At 56.5% G+C, this 21,192-nt stretch carries 19 protein-coding genes; 7 read left to right on the top strand and 12 right to left on the bottom strand.

What is annotated here, in order from left to right; genetic code table 11:
* Positions 1–231 precede the first annotated feature (231 nt).
* Complete coding sequence (locus H7U36_RS14320) at positions 232–2,331, top strand: sodium-translocating pyrophosphatase (protein ID WP_033124341.1); 2,100 nt, start codon at positions 232–234, stop codon at positions 2,329–2,331.
* Between the two features lie 354 nt (positions 2,332–2,685).
* Here H7U36_RS14320 and H7U36_RS14315 read toward each other — a convergent pair whose 3' ends face one another.
* Together H7U36_RS14315 and H7U36_RS14310 are read right to left on the bottom strand one after the other, a co-directional pair.
* The gene (locus H7U36_RS14315; RefSeq protein WP_033124343.1) at positions 2,686–4,152 is read right to left on the bottom strand and encodes a glycoside hydrolase family 32 protein; all 1,467 of its coding nucleotides are present in this window, start codon (positions 4,150–4,152) and stop codon (positions 2,686–2,688) included.
* 5 nt (positions 4,153–4,157) lie between these two features.
* Positions 4,158–6,149: a PTS sucrose transporter subunit IIABC gene (locus tag H7U36_RS14310; RefSeq protein WP_191493381.1), complete on the bottom strand. Its 1,992-nt coding sequence runs from the start codon at positions 6,147–6,149 to the stop codon at positions 4,158–4,160.
* A gap of 176 nt (positions 6,150–6,325) precedes the next feature.
* Between H7U36_RS14310 and H7U36_RS14305 the strand changes: the two genes are divergently transcribed.
* A complete protein-coding gene (locus H7U36_RS14305) occupies positions 6,326–7,195 on the top strand; it encodes an AraC family transcriptional regulator (protein ID WP_191493382.1) in 870 nt (289 codons plus the stop codon).
* A gap of 26 nt (positions 7,196–7,221) precedes the next feature.
* Here H7U36_RS14305 and H7U36_RS14300 read toward each other — a convergent pair whose 3' ends face one another.
* Positions 7,222–8,112, bottom strand: coding sequence for a DUF362 domain-containing protein (locus tag H7U36_RS14300; protein ID WP_191493383.1), 891 nt, complete (start codon positions 8,110–8,112; stop codon positions 7,222–7,224).
* Positions 8,113–8,354: 242 nt separating this feature from the next.
* Between H7U36_RS14300 and H7U36_RS14295 the strand changes: the two genes are divergently transcribed.
* The 3 genes from H7U36_RS14295 to H7U36_RS14285 all read left to right on the top strand — a co-directional run bounded on the left by H7U36_RS14295 (position 8,355) and on the right by H7U36_RS14285 (position 9,501).
* Positions 8,355–8,663, top strand: coding sequence for a MerR family transcriptional regulator (locus H7U36_RS14295; protein ID WP_191493384.1), 309 nt, complete (start codon positions 8,355–8,357; stop codon positions 8,661–8,663).
* Between the two features lie 13 nt (positions 8,664–8,676).
* The gene (locus H7U36_RS14290) at positions 8,677–9,114 is read left to right on the top strand and encodes a cupin domain-containing protein (RefSeq protein ID WP_191493385.1); all 438 of its coding nucleotides are present in this window, start codon (positions 8,677–8,679) and stop codon (positions 9,112–9,114) included.
* Positions 9,115–9,222: 108 nt separating this feature from the next.
* On the top strand, positions 9,223–9,501 hold the full coding sequence (locus H7U36_RS14285) for a type II toxin-antitoxin system HicB family antitoxin (protein ID WP_033124347.1): 279 nt from the start codon (positions 9,223–9,225) through the stop codon (positions 9,499–9,501).
* Here H7U36_RS14285 and H7U36_RS14280 read toward each other — a convergent pair.
* Genes H7U36_RS14280 through H7U36_RS14265 form a run of 4 tightly spaced genes read right to left on the bottom strand, consistent with a single transcriptional unit; the run spans position 9,480 to position 14,424 of the window.
* Positions 9,480–10,253, bottom strand: a complete 774-nt coding sequence (locus tag H7U36_RS14280) for an arginase family protein (RefSeq protein WP_033124348.1) — start codon at positions 10,251–10,253, stop codon at positions 9,480–9,482. The genes H7U36_RS14285 and H7U36_RS14280 overlap by 22 nt on opposite strands.
* Before the next feature lie 19 nt (positions 10,254–10,272).
* Entirely contained in the window at positions 10,273–12,177 is a 1,905-nt protein-coding gene (locus H7U36_RS14275; protein ID WP_033124370.1) for an ABC transporter ATP-binding protein, read from the bottom strand.
* Positions 12,178–12,206: 29 nt separating this feature from the next.
* Entirely contained in the window at positions 12,207–13,946 is a 1,740-nt protein-coding gene (locus tag H7U36_RS14270) for an ABC transporter ATP-binding protein (protein ID WP_191428572.1), read from the bottom strand.
* Complete coding sequence (locus H7U36_RS14265) at positions 13,912–14,424, bottom strand: MarR family winged helix-turn-helix transcriptional regulator (protein WP_191493386.1); 513 nt, start codon at positions 14,422–14,424, stop codon at positions 13,912–13,914. Before H7U36_RS14265 ends, H7U36_RS14270 begins: the two co-directional genes overlap by 35 nt.
* 168 nt (positions 14,425–14,592) lie before the next feature.
* Here H7U36_RS14265 and H7U36_RS14260 point away from each other — a divergent pair, with 168 nt between their 5' ends.
* Positions 14,593–15,462 (top strand): LysR family transcriptional regulator, encoded by an 870-nt coding sequence (locus H7U36_RS14260; protein WP_033124351.1) that lies wholly within the window; start codon positions 14,593–14,595, stop codon positions 15,460–15,462.
* Between the two features lie 135 nt (positions 15,463–15,597).
* On the opposite strand, the gene H7U36_RS15350 is transcribed toward H7U36_RS14260, so the two are convergent.
* The 4 genes from H7U36_RS15350 to H7U36_RS14245 form a co-directional block, all read right to left on the bottom strand.
* Positions 15,598–15,720 carry a hypothetical protein gene (locus tag H7U36_RS15350; protein ID WP_255349841.1) on the bottom strand — a complete coding sequence of 41 codons (123 nt, stop codon included), beginning with the start codon at positions 15,718–15,720 and terminating at the stop codon, positions 15,598–15,600.
* 123 nt (positions 15,721–15,843) lie between these two features.
* On the bottom strand, positions 15,844–17,973 hold the full coding sequence (locus tag H7U36_RS15565; protein ID WP_191493387.1) for a ZmpA/ZmpB/ZmpC family metallo-endopeptidase: 2,130 nt from the start codon (positions 17,971–17,973) through the stop codon (positions 15,844–15,846).
* 21 nt (positions 17,974–17,994) lie between these two features.
* The gene (locus H7U36_RS14250; protein WP_191493388.1) at positions 17,995–18,633 is read right to left on the bottom strand and encodes a ZmpA/ZmpB/ZmpC family metallo-endopeptidase; all 639 of its coding nucleotides are present in this window, start codon (positions 18,631–18,633) and stop codon (positions 17,995–17,997) included.
* A gap of 5 nt (positions 18,634–18,638) precedes the next feature.
* Positions 18,639–19,613 (bottom strand): alpha/beta hydrolase, encoded by a 975-nt coding sequence (locus H7U36_RS14245; RefSeq protein ID WP_033125021.1) that lies wholly within the window; start codon positions 19,611–19,613, stop codon positions 18,639–18,641.
* Positions 19,614–19,771: 158 nt separating this feature from the next.
* On the opposite strand from H7U36_RS14245, the gene H7U36_RS14240 reads away from it, so the two are divergent.
* Complete coding sequence (locus tag H7U36_RS14240; protein WP_033125020.1) at positions 19,772–20,236, top strand: MerR family transcriptional regulator; 465 nt, start codon at positions 19,772–19,774, stop codon at positions 20,234–20,236.
* Between the two features lie 17 nt (positions 20,237–20,253).
* Here the strand turns inward: H7U36_RS14240 and H7U36_RS14235 are convergent, their stop codons facing one another.
* Positions 20,254–21,168 carry a hypothetical protein gene (locus tag H7U36_RS14235; protein WP_033125019.1) on the bottom strand — a complete coding sequence of 305 codons (915 nt, stop codon included), beginning with the start codon at positions 21,166–21,168 and terminating at the stop codon, positions 20,254–20,256.
* Positions 21,169–21,192 lie beyond the last annotated feature (24 nt).

Raw genomic sequence — 21,192 nt, 5'->3', positions numbered from 1 at the left:
AAATATGGGAGTTGGCATTTTGGCAAAAAGAGTGGTGCTGGAGCTAGGGCTCCAGCACCACCTTTGTCTACAGTCTGAAATGCCTGGTTTTTCCAGGCATTTTTTATTATTAACAAATCATTCAAAAAATTCACAATTTATTTACTGAATAATAGTGGTTTTTCACAACAGAAGTGCTATAATAGGTCTCAAATCGTTATTTTTTCAATACAGGAATGGAGGAAAGATCAAATGGACAATCAATTGGCACTACTGACACTTTGCGGATCGATCATTGCTCTTCTTTTTGTGGCAAGCCGAGCGAAGAGAGTCCTGGGCTTCTCTGAGGGCACTGACCAGATGAAAAAGATCTCCGCATCCATCCACAACGGGGCTATGGCCTACTTAAGGCGCCAGTACAAGATCCTGGTGTGCTTTTTTGTCGTCATGTTCGTCATCCTCTTTGTCATGTCAGCTCTGGGACTTCTGACATGGTTCGTTCCCTTTGCCTTTGTGACAGGAGGATTTTTTTCCGGCCTCTCCGGCTTTGTAGGCATGCAGATCGCCACCAGGGCTAACGCCCGGACGGCGGCCGCCTGCCAGAGCAGTCTGAACAAGGGACTGAATGTGGCCTTCTCAGCCGGGTCTGTCATGGGCTTCACGGTGGTGGGACTGGGACTTCTGGATATCTCCATCTGGTACCTTCTGCTCCGCCTCGTCTTCCATCTTCCGCTGGAGGACCTTACAAGCACTATGCTGACCTTCGGAATGGGAGCTTCTTCCATGGCTCTGTTCGCCCGTGTGGGCGGCGGCATTTACACCAAGGCAGCCGATGTGGGCGCCGACCTGGTCGGAAAGGTGGAGGCCGGCATCCCGGAGGATGATCCCAGAAACCCGGCTGTTATCGCGGACAACGTGGGCGACAATGTGGGCGACGTAGCCGGCATGGGCGCTGACCTCTACGAGTCCTACGTGGGCTCCATCCTCTCCGCCTGCTCCCTGGGCGTCATCGCCTTTGACAAGGTGGCCTCTGTGGACAGCGTCAACGCCGTGGTAATCCCCATGGTCCTGGCCGCTGTGGGCGTGCTGGCATCCATCATCGGCTCCCTGCTGGTAAAGACAGGGGAGAGCACAGACCAGAGCACTCTTCTTAAGGCTCTGCGCCGCGGAACCAACACGAGCGCCCTGATCATCGCGGTCATCGCCTTCCCGCTTGTATGGTTTATCCTTGGAAGGGAGTTCATCGGCGTGTACTTCGCCATCCTGGGCGGACTGCTGGCAGGCGTGCTGATCGGCTTCTTTACCGAGTACTTTACATCTGATACATACAAACCGACCCAGAACCTGGCAGACAAATCCGAGACCGGCTCCGCCACCATCATCATCGGCGGGCTGAGCCTTGGCATGCTGTCCACCGCGGTTCCCATCATCATTATCGCCGTGTGCGTCATGGCTGCCTACGCCTTCTCCGGCGGCTTTATCGAGTCCACAAGAGGCCTCTACGGCATTGCCCTGGCAGCTGTGGGTATGCTCTCCACGCTGGGTATCACGCTGGCCACAGACGCCTACGGTCCCATCGCTGACAACGCCGGAGGAATCGCCGAGATGGCAGGTCTGGAGGAGACCGTGCGCCAGCGCACCGACGCCCTGGACTCCCTGGGCAATACGACGGCCGCCACAGGAAAGGGCTTCGCCATCGGAAGCGCTGCCCTCACCGCCCTGGCTCTCATCGCCTCCTATGTGGAGAAGGTGCAGGAGGTAGGCGGCAGCGATGTGGTTCTGGACATGAGCGTCATGAACCCCACCGTTCTTGTGGGCATCTTCATCGGCGCCTGCCTGCCCTTCGTCTTCGCAGCACTCACCATGTCCTCTGTAGGCCGCGCGGCACAGAGCATCGTTGTTGAGGTGCGCCGCCAGTTTAAGGAGATCAAGGGCCTGATGGAGGGGAAGGCTGACGCGGACTACGAGACATGCGTGGACATCTGCACAAAGGCCAGCCTCCACGAGATGATCCTCCCCACTCTGCTGGCCATCGTGACCCCTGTGGTGACGGGACTGATCCTTGGCTACAACGGCGTCATCGGCCTTCTCACAGGCTCCACGGCAACCGGCTTCCTGATGGCCATCTTCATGGCGAACGCGGGCGGCGCCTGGGACAATGCCAAGAAGTACATTGAGAGCGGAAAGCACGGCGGCAAGGGAAGCGAGCAGCATAAGGCCGCTGTAGTGGGCGACACAGTAGGCGATCCATTCAAGGATACGTCAGGGCCCTCCATCAACATCCTCATCAAGCTGCTGTCCATGGTCTCCATCGTGTTTGCAGCGCTTGTTGTAAACTATCATATATTCTGACAGAGACGAAAAAAAGACCGGGCGGAAATGCCCGGTTCTTTCATGTCTCTTTCACTTATCTTGTCTGTGAGATCAATATACCAGTGGAAGATTAAAGAGAAAAATATTTTTTATTTCCAGATCCAGCACATGCCGTTGTAGAAGTACTGCTGCGCATACTCCCCGCTGTGGGTGCCGCCTCGCCTAAAGTAACTGGCTCGCTTGCTGTGTCTGACTCCTCAGCCCGGGGCTGCACCTTCTCTATATCCTGCTCCTGACTCCCGCCAGGGAAAGAGAGGACATAGAGAACAGGAAAATACAAAGCGCTGTCTTTTGCATGGAACATCCATCTCCTTGCCTGCATTGTATTTTCCTTCACTCCACAGTCTCCAGGGTGACAGAGCCGCTGCCCTCAATCTTCAGCTCCCGCTCTTTCTTTTCAAGATACAGCCTCGTGGTGAACACCATCTCACCGCCGTTGACAAAGATCTCGGCGATGGAGCTGTCCACCAGGATGAGGAGCCGATCCACAGGTTCCTCCAGACGCCCGGTGCGGGCTTTACGGCCGCCTCCGCAGGCGGAGGGCTCTCCCTCTTCATTTATATAGGATAGTGTCACTGTGTCCCGGTCCGCCTGTATGGCAAGTCCGTTCCCGGGTGTCCCAAGGAGGACTCCCGCGCTTCCGCCGCTAATGTCCCTGATATCCAGCCGGACTGCCCGGCTGCTCCAGCGAAACGGCTCTCCGCCGCTTGGGTCTTCTTTCCTCCAGGGGAGACCAAAAATCTCCCGGACCGGCCGCTGGATGACCCGGCCCCTCTCAAGGGTCAGCTCCCTTGGCAGGGTGAGGCAGTGCTGCCAGCCGTTTTTTACAGACAGGTTTGCGTGCTCCTCCTGGGTATCCGGGACACCGGCCCAGCCGATCAGAATGCGTCTGCCGTCCTCCGCCTGAAAGGTCTGGGGCGCGTAGAAGTCAAATCCCATATCCCACTCTGTGAATGTCTCCTCCGGTCTGCCGCCGGACAGGAAGCCCCATCCGGACTGGTATCTGTTCTGGAACCGCTCTTTTTCATGGGCCAGCCCCTGTGGGCTGAAGGAGAGGATTTTCCTCTCTTCCTCCCCCTCTCCGAGGGAAAAGATGTCCGGGCACTCCCACATGTAGCCGAAATACTGCTTCGGGAAGATCTCCCGCTCCAGCGACCAGCTGTGCATATCTGCCGAGGAGTAGACAAGGACTCCCCCCTCGTCCCGGCGCTCTCCGTCTTCCTTCCAGGCTCTTCTCCTTGCGCCCAGCACCATGTGATACCGGCCCTCCTCCTTCCACACCTTGGGATCCCGGACATGCTGGGTGATGTCCGCCGGGTAGTCCTTCATCTCAAGGACCTTCTCCTTTTGGGACATGTGCTGTCCGTCCGGGCTCTCCACCAGGATCTGGGTGGAAATCCTCCCCGCGTCAATGTAGTCGTAGTCCCCGGGGAGCTTCACGTTTCCCGTGTAGAAGAGGTACAGCCTGCCATCCTCCACCAGCGCGGAGCCGGAGTAGACGCCGCCTGCGTCCTCCGGGATGTCTGTGGTCAGGACAGGCTCTTTGTACTCCCAGTGGAGGAGATCCTGGCTCACACAGTGGCCCCAGAAGCCGCCTCCGCCGTTTACGCTTAAAGGGGAATACTGAAAATAGGCGTGGAAGATGCCCTGGAACTGGCACAGTCCGTTGGGATCGTTGATCCAGCCCACCGGGGGCATGATGTGAAATCTTGTCCGGAAGGGACAGCTCTTCACTGTCCCTTCCATAGACTGCTCCTGCTCCCGGGCCTTTTCCATCATTTCCTTTGTCTTTTCATTCATAGTCATTATCCCTGCATAGCGACAACCGCGATCCTGTCGCCTGCCGCCACGGTCCTTTCCGCGTCTCTTACCAGCTGGGTGCCCTCCACAGGCTCTGTGAATATCAAGCAGGCGGCTGTGTCATACCCCTCCGCTTTGATCTTCTCCATGTCAAAGTCCAGCAGATAGTCGCCCTGTTTCACCTGCTGTCCCTCGGTCACATGGGCGGTGAAATATTTTCCTCCCAGATTGACTGTGTCAATGCCCACATGGATGAGAAAGCCGCTGCCGGCCTTCGTCCGCAGGGCAATGGCGTGCTTTGTGTCCATGACCATCTCCACTGTGCTGTCCGCAGGGGCGTAGATCTTCCCCTCCGCAGGCAGGATAGCCACCCCGTCTCCCAACACCTTCTGGGCAAAGGTGGGGTCGTTCACCTTCTCAATGCCGACCAGCTCGCCCGGCACGTAGGCCTTTATCTCCTCCGGGAAATCCGCCGCCTTGTCGGATACAGGCTGCCCGGATACCTGCTGGGCAGATGTCTCCTCCGCCGGCGATGCCGCTGCACCAGGCGCCGTCTCCTTCGGTGCCGTCCGTGCGGGTTCCTGGTTTGCCTTTCCCCTGAAGCCTATGCTCAGGAGTATGGTGAAGAGGAAGCCCGCTGCCAGAGCCACCACGTGGGCGATGATATAGTTGATATAGCCGTTGTGGGCCGGGTCCGCCAGGGCAAGTCCGGGCACCACAGTGGTTCCGAAGCCGAGGGCTGCCAGGTCTGTGACGTAGACGATCACGCCGCCCACTGCTCCGCCCAGGCAACCGCCGATGATGGGGTAGCGATACCGCAGGTTCACACCGAAGAGAGCCGGCTCGGTGATGCCGAACAGTACAGAGATAAAGCTGGGTATACAGAGCTCCCTCGTCTTAGCCTCCTTAAAGTGCCCCGCAAGATAGCCGAGGACAGCGCCGCCCTGAGCGATGATGGCCACAGACATGAGGGGATTTAGGAAGTTTCTTCCCGTATCCACCAGGAGCTGAGACTCGATGGCACCGAACACATGGTGCAGTCCGGTGATGACGATGAGCTGCTGCACGCCGGAGAAGGCGGCGTAGCCAATCACGCCCAGATTTTCCGTCATCCACACGAGCACGGCCGTAATCCCGTTTGCCAGCCCCCGCCCGATGGGCCCGATGATCATGAACAGCAAAAACGAGCTGACCAGGGTGGTCAGAAGGGGCGATACGAGAAGACGGATCACCTCCGGTATCTTCCGCTCAAAGAAAATGTCCAGCTTGGCTGTCACGATGCCGATGAGCAGGGCCACGATGATGCCGCCCTGGAAGCCGATGAGCTCCACCGGCAGTCCGAAAATGTGCAGGGTCGTGACCTCCACTGTCCCCTGGGCCGCCGCGTTGGCGTCCGCCAGGCTGTTGGTCAGCATGATGCAGCCAATGACAAGTCCCATGATGGGCCGGCCGCCGAACCGCTTCACTGTGCTGTAGGCCACGCAGAGGGGCAGGAACCCGAAGATGGCGCCGGATGAAATATTGATCAGCCTGGACAGGCCATAGAGCGTGTCGTTGTTCTGCACAAACTCAATATTTCCAAGCACACTGGAAAGACCGGTCAGAAGAGCCGCCGCCAGGATGCCCGGCATGATCTCGATAAACACATCCGATAGGGCCTTGACCGCTCTCTGGAGAGGGTTCATCCTCTTGTTTGCCTTTGTCTTCAGGTCTCCCAGGCTCATGCTGTCCATGTGCAGGTACTCCGCCAGTACCTGGCACACATCGTTGACCAGGCCGGCTCCGAAGATGATCTGCAGCTGGTCTCCCGCCACAAACACACCCTTTGCCAGGTCCACCTCCTCGATGGCCTTTGTGTCCGCCTTGTCGTTGTCCTCCAGCACGAGGCGCAGCCTGGTGGCACAGTGGGCTATGCCCAGGATGTTGCTGCGCCCGCCGCAAAGGCGGACAATGTCTTCCGCTATCTTCTCATAGCGCTGTCTCTTTTCCGCATCCATTACTATTCCTCCTATTCCCTGTATCATGCGTATGTTTCCGCGAACAAACATCTTGTCGAGAGCTCTCTTCCATTTGTTCTTGTAATTATGATTATAGTTGGATATACTAAAGATAATATAGACAAATGTTGTATATCTATGTTATTTTGTTGGTTCTTTCCATAGAAGGAGGCTCTATGAAGGATTACATTTTTTCCAACGACTTTTCCAGAAACCTGGACGCCATGATCTACACCTGCGGCTACGAGACGTGTCGGCCCTCCCACAGCTACGGCCCCGCCGTGCGCAGCGGCTACATGATCCACTATATCCTGAAGGGGAAGGGCGTCTACAAGACCGGCGGACATATCTATCCCCTGTCGGAGGGGGACGCTTTCCTCATTTGCCCCAACGAGCTGATCTACTACGAGGCGGACAAATACAATCCATGGACCTACACCTGGATCGGCTTCCAGGGCGTGAAGATGGAGCAGTACCTGAAGCGCACCTCCCTCCTCGACACCCCCTGCTTCCACTACGGGAAGGACGACCGGGTCCGGCTCTGCCACGAAAAGATGTTCGAGGCCTCCAAGCTGCCCCACAACCGGGATCTGATGATGAACAGCGTCATGTACGAGTACCTGTACCTGCTGGCCAGCAAATTTCCCCGGACCTACATTCCCCCGAAGGAGAAGAAGATCTCCTACGTGGAGGAGGCCCTCCGGTATATTGAAAACAATTACGACGGGGATGTCAACATCCAGGTCATCGCTGACCGCCTGAACATCGAGCGCACCTACCTGTACCGCCTCTTCAAGACCATCACCGGGGTCTCACCCCAGGAGTACCTGCTGGACTTCAGGCTCCGCCGGGCCTGCAGCCTTCTGGAGAGCACGGACCTGTCCGTCAGCTACATAGCCCGTTCCGTGGGGTACGAGGACGCCCTCTATTTCTCCCGCCTTTTTAAGCAAAAAAAGGGGCGCACCCCTACCCGATACAGGCAGGAGTGCACCCGCGAGAAGCCTGCGCCTTCATCAGACCCACAGACCCCCGCTAAAGAGCGCTGAAAGGTGCAAAAAATGCACCGAAAATACTACAGCTCGATCAGCTCGTACTCCCGGGAGCCAACTCCCAGGTCTGCGGCCGCCTCGATGGTGTGGATGCCATTGCGGCTGTTCACCCGCTCCATAAAGTGGTCGCGCCCCGGATCATCGGAGTTCATGACCAGATCAATGCAGGCCTGGTCAATGGCCACCGGGTCTGTGGAGGCCAGGATGCCGATATCCTTCATGCACGGGTCCTCCGCCACAACGCAGCAGTCACAGTCCACAGAAAGATTTTTCATGACATTGATGAACGCGATCTTTCCAGCAAAATGATCCACCACACTGGAGGCTGCGTCCGCCATGGCCTCCGGGAAGACAACGCTGGACGCGTGCTGCTTCCATGTCTCAAACCGGTCGTCTGTCTTTCCGGCAGAGTGGATCAGCGCCTTGCCCGCCCGGGATGCACAGCCGATGGCGAGCTGCTTGAGGGCTCCGCCGTAGCCTCCCATGGGATGTCCCTTGAAGTGGGCCAGCACAAGCATGGAGTCGTAGTTCTCAATGTGCTTCCCCAGCTTGTTCTCCTTCAGGATCTTTCCGCCCGGAACAGGCCACACCACATCCGGCCCCTCCGCGTCCATCAGATCCACGTCAAAATATTTTGTCCAGCCGTGCTCCTCCAGCAGCTGAAGATGAGAGGGAGTATTGTCACGCATGCCGCCTGCCGCGTCGCCGTAGGCTGTATTGCACTCCACAATGGTTCCCTTGATCTTGTCCACCATAGGCTTCCAGAATTCAGGGCGGAGGAAATTCTGGTTCCCCTTCTCCCCGGAGTGAACCTTCACAGCCACCTTTCCGGGAAGCTCCACGCCCAGCGCATTGTACATTTCAACCACCTTCTCAGGTGTGATCTCTCTTGTAAAATATACTTTTGATTTCATGATCTCATTTCCCTCGCTTTCCTGCCGTCTGCACATGAGATGGCATCCGTATTCTGTTTTTATTCTAGCACCTAAAGTTAGCTTAAGGTCAAGCCCTTTCCAGGCAAAATTTTATCCAGGGATAAGAAGATGTGATATTCAGAAAAAGAATACCTTCCAGGCATAGAAGAGGATAAATTATAAGCATTAGACATCTCGCCTTCTCCATACTACAATGAAAACATCCAGAAAGGAGGCGTCAAATGACCATTGATGAAGTGAGCAGGTGCTGCGGCATCCCCCTCAAAGTCCTGCAGGAATATGACAACGCGGACCCGGAGCGTCTGAGCGTGCTCATCACCCTGCACCAGATCGGCTTTGAGAGCGCCGAGATAGAAGCCTACATGAAGCTGCTGGAAAAAGAGGACAGCGATGGCCAGCGCCTCCGGATACTTGAGCGGAAGCGGCGCAGACTTCTCGATGAGATCCATTTCCAGGAAAAGCAGCTCAGCCAGCTGGACTATCTCCGCTACAGCATCCGCAAAAAGCAAAGTAAAAAAACAACTATTTAAGGAGGCATTTTTCATGAAAATTCAGGACAAAGAGACTTTTGACAAGGCGAATGTATTCGGGCAGGGTCAGGCAAACAACGCCTACGCCCAGTATTTTATCGGAAATTCCTATTTAAATCCGCTGACTGACCCAAAGGAGTGCGGCGTCGGCCTGGCCAACGTCACCTTTGAGCCGGGATGCCGCAACAACTGGCACATCCACCACGCAAAGACAGGCGGCGGACAGATCCTCGTCTGCACAGCTGGCAGCGGCTGGTATCAGGAGGAGGGCAAGGAGCCTGTCAGCCTGGAGCCCGGCACGGTCATCGTCATCCCGGCTGAGGTCAAGCACTGGCACGGCGCCAAGGCTGACAGCTGGTTCTCCCACATCGCCTTTGAGGCTCCCGGCACAGAGACAAGCAACGAGTGGCTGGAGCCGGTGGACGACGAGACATACGCCAACCTGGGCTAAACTGAGCAAAACGGAAATAACTTGGTGATTGCCTTACAGCGGGATTTATCTTATACTTAACTGTGTTGAAAAAATATTGGGAAACACAGTTGAAAGGAGACTACTCACATGAATTTTATATATCCCGCTGTCTTCCGCAAAAGGGAAGACGGAAAGTACCACGCGACCTTCCCGGACCTGGCATGCTGCGAGGCTGTCGGCGACACCCTGGACGACGCCATTGATAACGCCAACGAGGCGGCCCGCAATTGGATCTCCGTGGAGCTGGAGGAAGAGGAGCCGGACATGCCCTGCGTCTCCGACCTGGAGGACATCCCCGTCGGGGAGGGCGATATCGTCCGCAACATCTCTGTCAATATCCGCTTCTACGAGGGCTGGGACGAGTAGAGCCGGCCGGACAGGAAGCTGTACAGGTTCCGGTTTGTCGTCTGGTTGATCCTGCTGTCCTCCAGGAATTCCCGCAGGGGCTCCTGGAGGCTGCACTCGCCGCATATATCCACGCCGATCACCTTCTGGTTCGCGAACACGCCTGAGAGCAGCCTCTCCAGCGTTCTGACCGACATGCCTCCCTGGTTCCAGTTTGTCCTGGCTCCATACCGGTCCAGCACATCCTTGTCTATGGAAATGTAGGCGGGGAGGCTCATGTCGATCCTTTTTATCTCATTTTCAGCCGTCTGCTCGCCGGCCTCCTGGAGGCTGACGCAGACGGCCTTCTTTCTCATCCTGTCGGGAAGCTCCCGGACTGTCTTTGGATCCGGCCCGATGAGTATCATCTGTCTCAGATACGGATTTTTCCACAGCAGCTCGCCCGCCCAGCTTCCGCAGCTGGTCAGCTCATGGATGAGGGGCTGCTGCATGTCGCTGTGATGGTCGAACAGCACAAGGGAAAAAGGGATCCGGATCTTTTCCACAAATAATTTTGTCACATAGTGGTAATTCCCATTGTCCAGAAAATGAATGCCCTCCGGCCCAAAGCCCTGCAGGCGCCGCCGGATCTCCTCCTGTGCCTCCGGGGAACAGTACATGTCCGTCCCCCGGATGTCGCTCATATCGATCCTTGTGATATCGTCTGCCTCTTTTTCAATTCCCTCCGGGTAGATATGGGTAAAATCAAGCAGCAGGTTCTGTGTCTTTTCCAAATCACTCCCTCCCTCTGTCCTAGCCCTGGGCCGCAAAATTACCCGTGTAGAGCTGGTAGTATTTTCCTTTCTTCTCGATCAGCTCGTCGTGGGTTCCTCTCTCGATGATGCGCCCCTGCTCCATGACCATGATGCAGTCGGAGTTCTTGACCGTGGAAAGCCTGTGGGCGATGACAAAGGTGGTCCGCCCCTTCATCAGGGCGTCCATGCCTGCCTGCACCAGCTTCTCGGTTCGGGTATCGATGGAGGATGTGGCCTCATCCAGGATCAGGGCCGGCGGGTCTGCCACAGCCGCCCGGGCGATGGCCAGAAGCTGCCTCTGTCCCTGGCTCAGATTGGAGCCGTCGCCGGTGAGCATGGTGTCATAGCCGTCCGGCAGACGCCGGATAAATCCGTCCGCATTGGCCAGCCTGGCTGCCCGGATACACTCCTCGTCTGTGGCGTCCAGCTTTCCGTAGCGGATGTTGTCCATGACTGTCCCGGTGAACAGGTGGGTGTCCTGGAGCACCATGCCCAGTGACCGGCGCAGGTCCGGCTTCTTGATCTTGTTGATGTTGATGCCGTCGTAGCGGATCTTTCCGTCCGCAATGTCGTAGAACCGGTTGATCAGGTTGGTGATGGTCGTCTTGCCGGCTCCCGTGGCTCCGACAAAGGCAATCTTCTGTCCCGGCTTCGCGTAGAGGCTGATATTGTGGAGAACGATCTTCTCGTCTGTGTAGCCGAAATCCACATCGTCAAACACAACGCCGCCCTCCTGCCTTGTGTAGGTGACTGTGCCCTCCGCCTTGTGGGGGTGCTTCCACGCCCACAGGTTGGTGCGCACGTCGGACTCTGTAAGCTGCCCGTTCTCGTCCTCCTTGGCGTTGACCAGCTCCACATAGCCCTCGTCCATCTCCGGCTCCTGATCCATCAGGTCAAAGACACGCTGGGCGCCGGCTGCGGCGTTGACGACAAAGTTGAGCTGCTGGCTCACCTGGGTGATGGGGTTGGTAAAGCTCTTGTTCAGTCCCACGAATGTGACCACTGTTCCGATGGTGACGCCGGCCAGGCCGTTGATGCCCAGAATGGCGCCTACGATGGCAACCAGGGCGTAGCTGATCCAGCCGATATTGGCGTTCACAGGCATCAGCAGGTTGGCGTACCGGTTGGCCTTGTTGGCGCTGTTCCGGAGCCTCTCATTGACCTTGTGGAAATCCTCCATGGCCGCCTGCTCGTGGCAGAACACCTTGACTACCTTCTGGCCGTCCAGCATCTCCTCGATGAATCCGTCCACGGCTCCCAGGTCGATCTGCTGGCGGACATAGTATTTTCCGGACAGCTGTGAGAACTTGGATGTCACAAAGAGCATGACCGCGGCCGTCAGTATGGAGATCACGGTCAGGGCCGGGTTCAGCACGATCATGGTGACCAGGGTGGCCGCCATGGTGATCACAGAGTTAATGATCTGTGGAACGCTCTGGCTGAGCATCTGCCGCAGAGTGTCCACATCGTTTGTGTACACGGACATGATGTCGCCGTGGGCGTGGGTGTCAAAATACTTGATGGGCAGGGACTCCATCCTGCGGAACAGGTCATCCCTCAGATGGAGCATCGTGCCTTGGCTCACATTGACCATAATGCGGTTGTAGGCAAAGGCTGTGATCACACCGCCCGCCATGATGCAGGCCAGGCGGAACAGGTCAGAGGCCAGCCCACTGAAATCGTCCGTCCCGTTCTGCAGCATGGGCGTGATATAGTCATCCACCAGCGTCTGGGGGAATGTGGCCCCCACCACTGTCGCGATGGCAGTGAGCAGAATACAGACAATGACAATGAAAAACGGAATTTTATAGTAATGGAGCATGTACCGGATGACCCTGCTGATCAGCTTTGTCGCTCTGGCTGACCTGGCCTGGGACTGCTGCTCGTTCTTTTTCTCATTCATAGACATAGATCCTCTTCCTCCTTTCTGATTTACGCCGGCTGGTCGAAGTCGCCGCCGCCCTCCATCTGGGAGCTGTAGATCTCCTGGTAGATGGCGTTGTTCTTCAGCAGATTTTCATGAGTGTCAAAGGCATCGACCCTGCCCTCGTCCAGCACAAGGATGCGGTCAGCGGACTGTACGCTGGAAATCCTCTGGGCGATGATGATCTTTGTGGTGCCCGGTATCTTCTTTGCAAATGCCTCCCGGATACTGGCGTCTGTGGCTGTGTCCACGGCACTTGTGGAGTCGTCCAGGATCAGCACCTTGGGCTTCTTCAGGAGAGCCCTGGCGATACACAGTCTCTGCTTCTGTCCGCCGGACACATTGGAGCCGCCCCGCTCGATCTTTGTCTGGTAGCCTCTTGGCATCCTGTCGATGAACTCGTCAGCGCAGGCTGCCTTGCAGGCCTCGATGCACTCCTCCTCGGTGGCCTCCGGGTTGCCCCAGCGCAGATTGTCCAGGATGCTGCCGGAGAACAGGGTGTTCTTCTGGAGCACGACAGACACCTGATTTCTCAGAACCTCTGTGTCGTACTGGCGGACGTCCACGCCGCCCACGCAGACAGAGCCCTCGTCCACATCGTAGAGACGGCAGATCAGGTTCACCAGGCTGCTCTTTCCGGAGCCGGTGCCCCCGATGACGCCCACAGTCTCGCCGCTTTTGATGTGAAGGTCAATGTCGGAGAGCGCGTTCTTGCCGCTTCCGTGCTTGTAGGAGAAATTTACGTGGTTGAAATCAATGCGCCCGTCTTCCACTTCCATGACGGGATCCTCCGGGTCGTGCAGGTCTGCCTTCTCGTCCAGCACCTCGCCGATACGGCGGATACTGGCCATGGACATACTGATCATGACCACCACCATGGAGAGCATCATAAGGCTCATGAGGAGCGCCATGATATAGCTGAACAGACTGGTCAGATCTCCGGTTGTCATGGAGCCGCCCACGATAAATTTGGCTCCGAACCAGGACACGGAGATGATGCAGAAGTAAACCGCCACCATCATGGCCGGGTTGTTGAAGGCCAGGAGCCCCTCCGCCTTGACGGACAGGTCGTAGAGCATCTTTGAGGCCTTAGAGAATTTCACATTCTCGTAATCTTCACGGACAAACGCCTTCACAACGCGGATGGCAGTCACATTTTCCTGGACGCTGGCGTTCAGGTCATCGTACCTTCTGAACACCTGTCTGAAGATCTTCAGCGTAACCACCATGATGGAGCCGATGACCACCAGAAGGAAGACAACCGCGATCAGGAACATGGCGCTCAGGCGCGGGCTTATGATCAGGCACATGGCAAAGCTGAAGATCAGGTTCAGGGGAGCCCGGACAGCCACACGGATCACCATCATGTAGGCGTTCTGCACATTGGTGATATCTGTGGTCATACGGGTCACAAGCCCCGGCACGCTGAATTTGTCGATATTTGAAAATGAAAATGTCTGGATATTGGCGTAGATCGCCTCACGCAGATTGGCCGACAGTCCCGAGGAGGCGCTGGCCGCGTTCTTTCCGGCCATGGCGCCGAAAAACAGACTCAGAAACGCCATCAGGACCATCAGGCCGCCGTAGCGGTAGACGACGCCCAGATTGCTGGCCTCCAGACCTCTGTCTATGATAATGGCGGTGACAAAGGGCATCAAGATTTCCATGATAACTTCAAGAGCGGTGAGGCCTATACATAGAAAGGTGTCCCGCTTATACTGTCCCAGCTGCTGTAATACTTTTCTCACTGTAAGTTAACCTCCTGTCTTTTTTCGATTGGCTGTGTTCCATTTCCGTCAGATGCACCAGAAGCTTCCTCTCCAGCTTCCACAGCTGCTCCTTCTCCCGCTGATCCAGCACGCTGCAGATCTCGGTCTCCATCTCGCCGGCCCTCTGAAGGAGCTTGGCGCCTTCTTCCATGAGCTTTTCTGTGGGAAGGATCTTTTTCTTCCGAATGTCAGCCGGATCCTCCTGGAAGAGAATGTAGCCTGTCTTTCTCATCTTCTTGAGCAGGGTGGAAAGCGTCGACTTGGATAATCCGATCTCGTGGCACAGCTCTGTGAGGTAAGTGCCCTCCGGGTGATGCCGCAGGATGTAGACCATAAAGTACGCCTGCACTCCACTCATCTCCGGATTACCCAGATGAGCGTCCAGCTGCAATGTCAGATCCAGCCCGATCTTCTTCATCATAAAGAGCAGCTCTTCCGTTCTGAACTTTTCTGTCATCTTTAATCAACACCTCCTGTATGCTTCCGGGTGGAACTGTTCGCGTAAAAACTGTTCACAGCCTTATCTTTTTCCCATACAAGATTTTATCGCTGAATACTGGAAATGTGAAATTCAAAAATGTTATAATCTATAAAAGAATTTTATTGTACAGGAAAGGAGTCTTTTATGAATACAGTACAGTTGGAATGTTTCCTGGCGGTAGCGGAGCATCTGAACTTCTCAAAGGCGTCCAGGGAGCTGAAGATCACACAGCCCGCTGTCAGCCATCAGATCCAGTCCCTGGAAGAGGAGCTGGGGGTGAAGCTCTTCGTCCGCACCAGCAAGAGCGTCGCCCTGACCCAGGAGGGCATCCTCTTTGCTCCCGACGCGCAGCTGATCCTGCGGACCGCCCTGTCGGCCAGGGAGAGGCTGGGACGCCACGAGCACTTTATCCCCCTGGAGCTTGGATGCCACAACAGCATGGAGGCGGATCTCTTCCCCCCGGTCCTCCAAAGGCTGGGGGAGGAGTTTCCCCTGCTGCGGCCCAACATCCGCCTGGTCCCCTTCCCCTCTCTTCTCAGTCTGGTGGAAACTGACCAGATCCACGCCGCCCTCGGCATCCGGCAGGACCAGAAGAAATCCATCCTCCTCTTCCGGGAGCTCTGCACGGTTCCTTTTGCCTGCATCTGTCATCCGTCCCACCCTCTGGCGCAGCACGAGTCTCTCCGGAAAAGGGATCTGACCGGGAATTTTATCGCCTGCTCTCCCCGGCAGATCCACGACACGATCTTCACTATACAGAACAGTATCCTGGCCGGACTTCCGCCGCAGCAGCGCTATGTGACCGGAAGCATCGAGAGCGCCTTCACCCTTGCGAAGGCCCGGTTCGGCTATACGCTGTACCCGGACATACCCCGTGCCAGGGTGGAGGGACTGCGCTACATTCCCGTCACCGGCCTGCCCCAGGTCACCTTCGGCGTCTACTACCAGCAGAAGAACGACCACCCGGTGCTGCGCCGCTTCCTCACCCTGCTGACGCAGAGCGTCCAAAGCTGAGGCTGAAATCTCTTCTCTTTTCGGCCCTCAAAAGGGAGCCAAAGACAGGCAGGAAACACCATGAACAACAAAAAGGACTTAATTCCACAGCCTCTCAGAGACTGCATGGCATTAAGTCCTCTTCTATATCATTTTCTATTTATCCTGCTTGTACTTTTTATACTCCTTCAGCTCTCTTCGCATGTACCTCGCCAGCTCCCTGTGGGACATGCCCCCGTACTTTTTCCGCATGTCGGCGCGGCTCTGACCTGTCTCCATGTCCTCCCTCCCTTTCTTTGGATCAGGCGCCCCTTAAGCAGGATTTCTCCTACAGTACCCTCTCTATATTTCTGTTCATTTTCCGGGCCGCGGAGGCCAGTGCCTTCTTCTCCTCGTCCCCTGTCAGGGGGATTTGTCAGTCGTTTCTTCTCCGGGCATTTCTTCCCCGGCCTTGTCACTGTCCTGCGGCCCGCCGGCATCAGGGCCGATGGAGTCCGGCTCCTTTATGGCTTCATCCTCCGCAGCCACACCCTCCTCAGTCATGTTTTCCGCGGCTCCATTTTCCACTGTCTCATTTTCCGCCGCCTTATCTTCCACTGCCTCGTTTTCTGCGGTTCCATCTTCTTCGGTCCCGGCTTCCACAGTCACATTCTCCAGCAGCACCCTCCCGGACCTTCCGGCCAAAAGAGCCTGGACGTCAGAGCCCTCCTCAGAGAGGATGGTCAGATTTCTGACCAGCGTATACTGCAGATTGCCGAAAAGAGGGCCCTGCAGACCTGTGATCTGGTGTCCATTTCCATCCAGCACACCCATAAACCGCTCCGGGATATAGCTTCCGCCGGACAGCTCCAGACCGCCAAAATCCAGGTCCTCATCCAGCCGATAGTACCCGTATGGGTTGTCCGCGGCCAGCCGGACCAGCTCCTCCGCCGAGGAGACAGTGTGCACAGCAGGGCTCTGGTAAATGCCTCCCTGGCTGAAATCGCCGGTCACACGCTTGACGATACCGTAGAGAGTCCGCTTCAGATCAGTGCTCCTTTCCGTATTGCCATTAGCCGCGTCCTCCTCAAAGGCCGCCCGGAACCGGGCGATGATCTCATCCTTGTCAAAATAGGGGATCTCATCCACCCTTTGCGCCGCCTCCCTGTAGCGCCCCAGCTTGTACGATTCCCACGTAATGCCCGGGTCGCCGGTGATCTTTCGCAGGGCGTCCAGGTCGTTCTCACTGAGAGCAGACATATAGACCATGTAGCCCTTCTCGTAGCCTGCCAGCCCCAGCATCTCCTGTCCCAGCCGCTTGAAGGAGTGGGTGTCCGGCGAGCCCTGGTCGTTGTGCGACTGGTACCAGTTCATAGTGTAAAAGGACTCAAATCCGTAGCTTCCGTCTGTGGCCGTCCCTACCTTCTCCGGGTAGGACGCGCCGGTCCGGATGGAGATCCGGTTGTCCCACAGGGCCTCCATGCTCCTTAGATCCATGGAGGCGGCCTCCTCCTCTGTCAGTCTCCTGTAGACTGTGCTCATGGAGTCCTCTCCTCCGGGCGTGTGCTCCGCCGTCACGGCCACCGCCGCCTGCTGCCGGGGCGTCAGCTGGAAGAAGGCCTGGGCCGCCAGATAGTCCAGCGCGTAGCCTGTGTCAAACATCTCCCTGTAGTAGCTGTGAACCTTCTCCGCAGAGTCGATCCTCTCATAGCTGAAGTTGTTTGTCATCTCTGTTCCCATGTCATTGACCCTGGAAATGTTGAATACCATGATGCCGTCCCGCATCTCCTGAGCTATGTTGCCATCCGCATGGGCCTCCCCGCCGGTCCCTTTTCTCCTGCCGGCGCCGCCGTAAAAATATCTGCCGTCCTGGTTGTGGGCCGTCTCGTGGCTGAAGGTAAAGAAAATATAGTCGCTTGTCCCCAGAGCCGGGGTGTGCATCCAGATGACGATGCTGCCGTCCGCCACGGCGGCGCTGTCGTTGAGGGCGCTGAGCATATGCCCTGCCTCGTACACCCACTTCATGACCGGATCCGCCGTAGTCCCCTTCTCCTGTATGCCCGGGGACACAGCTCCGCCTCCCGGGAAGCCCAGCCTGGTATCATACTGCACATTTACAAAGCTGTTCAGCTGCCGGGCCGCGCTGCTCATCCACCTGGAGGAGACGCCGTAGAAAATCCCCATCTTTTCCGCATAGGCCTTTGCTATCTGCCGGATGCGCTCCCTCTCCCGGCCATCCTTCACAAGATACTCCGGATACCGGTTCATGCTGCCCACAAGGAGCTGGGAGGGCACGGAGATCATATACATATCCTCCTGAGGAGCTGTCAGAATGTGGAGCACCAGGCTTTTTCTCCTCTCCTCCAGGCCGCACAGGTTATCCCATACGCGCCATCGGATCAGGCCCTTCTCATCTCCCTGGGCCGCCTGCTCCACAAGAACACCCGCAAAGCTGTCACTGAACCAGTCGTTTGGATCCTCATAGCCGGCAATGCCTGCGGACAGGCTGCCCAGGAAATCTGTCAGCTCCTGGCCTGTATAATTTTTCAGCACACTGCTGTAGAAAGCGTGGGCCTAGTTCGTGTCCCGCTGCCCGGCAGGGGCGGATAAAAGCTGGTCTGTCAGCGTTTCCGCTGTCATGTCCTTCGCGATCTGGTCTCCGTGGAAAAAGAGGAGCTCGCTCAGATAGACGCCGCCGTAGCTGATCCGGTACCACTTGTCATAATAGTTATATGCGTAGAGGCTCCTCTTCAGCCGTTCCGCATCCTCCATCCTCTCCCGGGCCAGCTCCCGCACAGCCGGGTGGCTGCTGTAGGTGGGGTATCTGTCCCCGGAGGAGAAGAGCTTCTCCAGCATCCCCTCCATGTCCGCTTTGATTTTTTCATTATAATAATCCCCGTAAAGGCGGCTCTCCTCCTCTTCTGTAAGCGCTGAGATGTCCGACGCGTAGTCCCAGGCGGCAGTCGAAGCGGCAATCCCGCTCAGAAACGAAGGGTCCATGTCCGATACATATCTGGGGAACTGGTACCCGTGGGATCTTCCCTCCACCTGGTAGAGGGCGGCCACATTCCCGGTGAGCCGCCGGAAGGAGACCGGATATTCCAGTCTCTCTCCGCTCTCAAGGGCAAGCCGGATCTTTCCTGCCACCAGAGGGTCACTGTCAGGAAGCCGATTGCCCTGCTCCACCCACAGCCGGGTGTCCGACAAGGGCATCAGCTTTACCCGAAATATTTCCGGAAGAACTCTGTTATCTTGTCAAAGGGGATGATATCCTTCCTGTCATAGAGATCCGTGTGCACCGCACCGGGAATGAGCATCAGCTCCTTGTTGTCTCCTGTCAGCTTCTCGTAGGCATCCCGGCTGAAATAGCAGGAATGAGCCTTATCCCCATGGACAAGGAGCACAGCGCTCCTGATCTCCTGGATATACTGCAGGATCGGCATGTTCAGGAAAGACAGGGAGGAGGTCACGTTCCATCCATCGTTGGAGTTGAGGGATCTGGCATGATATCCCCTGTCTGTCTTGTAATAGTCATAGTAATCCTTCACAAAGAAAGGAGCGTCTTCCGGAACAGGATCCACTACGCCGCCTGCCCTGGCGTAGGTGCCGTTCTTATAATCCTCGGTCCTCTGGGCATTCAGAGCCTGGCGTGTCTCGTGTCGGGCCTCCTCGCTGTCCGCAGCATCAAAGTAACCCTTGGCGTTGATCCGGGTCATGTCGTACATGGTGGAGGATACTGTGGCCTTGATCCTTGTGTCGATAGCAGCTGCATTTAGAGCCATGCCGCCCCAACCGCAAATTCCAATAATCCCGATCCGCTCCGGATCCACATTGTCCTGAACCGACAGGAAGTCCACTGCCGCCTGGAAATCCTCCGTGTTAATATCCGGGGAGGCCACATACCTGGGCGTTCCCCCACTCTCCCCTGTAAAGGAGGGGTCAAAGGCGATCGTGAGAAATCCTCTCTCTGCCATCTCCTGTGCGTACAATCCGGAGGCCTGCTCCTTCACCGCCCCAAAGGGCCCGCACACAGCGATAGCCGGCAGCCTTCCCTCCGCCCCCTTCGGCGCGTACAGGTCAGCCGCCAGGGTGATGCCGTATCGGTTATGGAAGGTCACCTTGCGGTGATCTACCTTCTCACTTTTTGGAAATGTCTTATCCCATTTTTCTGTCAGCTTTAATACATCTTCCATATTGAACTTTCTCCTTCTCTCTACTTTTAGATCTGTATTTTTCAGTGACATACAATTTAATTTGACAGAGCCTCTTATCTCTGATAAACTCATCATATAACCTAAACTTAACTTTAGGTCAAGATTAAATTTTTAAAAATTTTTAAGGAGGCAGTCATATGTACTACACCATCGGTCAGGTGTCCAGAATGTTCGATCTGCCCGTATCCACCCTCCGCTATTACGATAAGGAGGGGCTCTTCCCGAACATGCAGCGCTCCTCCGGCATCCGCAGATTTGCGGAGACCGAGCTGGAGGCCCTGCGTGTGATCGAGTGCCTGAAAAAGTCCGGCATGGAGATCCGGGATATCAAGCAGTTCATGGAATGGTGCACAGAGGGCAGCAGCACCTACCCTAAGCGCCGGGAGCTCTTCCTGCGCCAGAAGGCCGCTGTGGAGGCTGAGATCCGGCGGCTGAGCCAGACCCTGGACATGATTAATTTCAAATGCTGGTATTACGAGGAAGCCATAAAGGATGGCAATGAAGAAAGAGTGGGCTCCATGAGGCCAAAGGAGATGCCGGAAGACATCCGCCGGGCCTATGAGAGCGCCCACCCTGAGATTTTCACACAGGAAGACTCCTAAAAAGTTTGCTCTCCCGCTCAGTCCGGGTTCCGGCGTTCCGTCCCGCTCCCGCGGGAGGCTGCCAGATAGAAGATACCCGTCACCAGGGTGATCAGACTGACCACCGCCCCGGTGATACCGTTCATCGTGGAATTGAAGGCCTCCTTCCCGATGGAGAAGGAGGCGAACATAGCCGTCTGAAGGGACAGGATGGACACGGCGGCGTCGGCCAGGCCGATGCTGCGGATGATGATCCAGGACTGCTCCTTTTTTCTGCCCGCTGAGACAGTATTCCAGATGGCCAGGCTGATCTTTGTAAAGGCGTAGGCAGCCGCCACGTAGATGGTGTAGCCCGGATAGGATTTCCCGCCCTCCAGGTTGATCAGGAGGATGACCGCTCCGCCCAGCACAAAGGACATGATGACAAACATAATGCCGTAGTATTTCCGTATTTTTCTCTCCGGGGTCTTCTTTATCTTAATCTTAATGCGTCCCCGCCCGTCCAGCCCGGTCTCCTCCAGGTGCTGGGCGATCCAGTAGGCCCGCATGATCCCCAGGAGCAGATAGTAGGCGCACAGGGTGCCGAGCCAGGCGGAGTCAGCTACCGCCGCCACCACGCCGCTGTACAGGGCAATAGCCACATTGACAGGTATCCCCATTGCGGCGGCCAGGCCTGTCCGGTACTTTTTGTCCTCTATCCAGCGGTTCGCAGGCCGGACTTTCCTGGCAAGCTCCCGCAGGAATCGTTTCAGCCTCCGCAGGTCTCTGAACAGATAGCAGCAGGAAAAGGCAAGGGTCACAGCCGCGGTTCCGTAAAAAACAACAGCGGCCTCTTCCGGGAACATCCCCACAAGGGCCGCACATGCGATAGACAGAGCGGCAAAGACAGCGGTGGCCAGATATAAGAGTATCCTCCACACCGGCCTTAAGGCCGGAAGATGCGGTTTTTTCACGGTATCACTCCCAGACAAAACGAC

It is taken from the genome of Faecalicatena fissicatena (genome assembly GCF_016900595.1).
In the GTDB taxonomy this organism is placed as follows: Bacteria; Bacillota; Clostridia; order Lachnospirales; family Lachnospiraceae; genus Claveliimonas; species Claveliimonas intestinigallinarum.
This window is presented reverse-complemented; position numbering and strand designations above follow the sequence as displayed.

What these genes read in the sequence shown, in the direction of transcription:
- H7U36_RS14320 (WP_033124341.1), top strand. Translation starts at nt 232, where the DNA reads ATGGACAATCAATTGGCACTACTGACACTTTGCGGATCGATCATTGCT.
- H7U36_RS14315 (WP_033124343.1), bottom strand. Translation starts at nt 4,152, where the DNA reads ATGAATGAAAAGACAAAGGAAATGATGGAAAAGGCCCGGGAGCAGGAG.
- H7U36_RS14310 (WP_191493381.1), bottom strand. Translation starts at nt 6,149, where the DNA reads ATGGATGCGGAAAAGAGACAGCGCTATGAGAAGATAGCGGAAGACATT.
- H7U36_RS14305 (WP_191493382.1), top strand. Translation starts at nt 6,326, where the DNA reads ATGAAGGATTACATTTTTTCCAACGACTTTTCCAGAAACCTGGACGCC.
- H7U36_RS14300 (WP_191493383.1), bottom strand. Translation starts at nt 8,112, where the DNA reads ATGAAATCAAAAGTATATTTTACAAGAGAGATCACACCTGAGAAGGTG.
- H7U36_RS14295 (WP_191493384.1), top strand. Translation starts at nt 8,355, where the DNA reads ATGACCATTGATGAAGTGAGCAGGTGCTGCGGCATCCCCCTCAAAGTC.
- H7U36_RS14290 (WP_191493385.1), top strand. Translation starts at nt 8,677, where the DNA reads ATGAAAATTCAGGACAAAGAGACTTTTGACAAGGCGAATGTATTCGGG.
- H7U36_RS14285 (WP_033124347.1), top strand. Translation starts at nt 9,223, where the DNA reads ATGAATTTTATATATCCCGCTGTCTTCCGCAAAAGGGAAGACGGAAAG.
- H7U36_RS14275 (WP_033124370.1), bottom strand. Translation starts at nt 12,177, where the DNA reads ATGAATGAGAAAAAGAACGAGCAGCAGTCCCAGGCCAGGTCAGCCAGA.
- H7U36_RS14265 (WP_191493386.1), bottom strand. Translation starts at nt 14,424, where the DNA reads ATGACAGAAAAGTTCAGAACGGAAGAGCTGCTCTTTATGATGAAGAAG.
- H7U36_RS14260 (WP_033124351.1), top strand. Translation starts at nt 14,593, where the DNA reads ATGAATACAGTACAGTTGGAATGTTTCCTGGCGGTAGCGGAGCATCTG.
- H7U36_RS15350 (WP_255349841.1), bottom strand. Translation starts at nt 15,720, where the DNA reads ATGGAGACAGGTCAGAGCCGCGCCGACATGCGGAAAAAGTACGGGGGC.
- H7U36_RS14250 (WP_191493388.1), bottom strand. Translation starts at nt 18,633, where the DNA reads ATGCCCTTGTCGGACACCCGGCTGTGGGTGGAGCAGGGCAATCGGCTT.
- H7U36_RS14245 (WP_033125021.1), bottom strand. Translation starts at nt 19,613, where the DNA reads ATGGAAGATGTATTAAAGCTGACAGAAAAATGGGATAAGACATTTCCA.
- H7U36_RS14240 (WP_033125020.1), top strand. Translation starts at nt 19,772, where the DNA reads ATGTACTACACCATCGGTCAGGTGTCCAGAATGTTCGATCTGCCCGTA.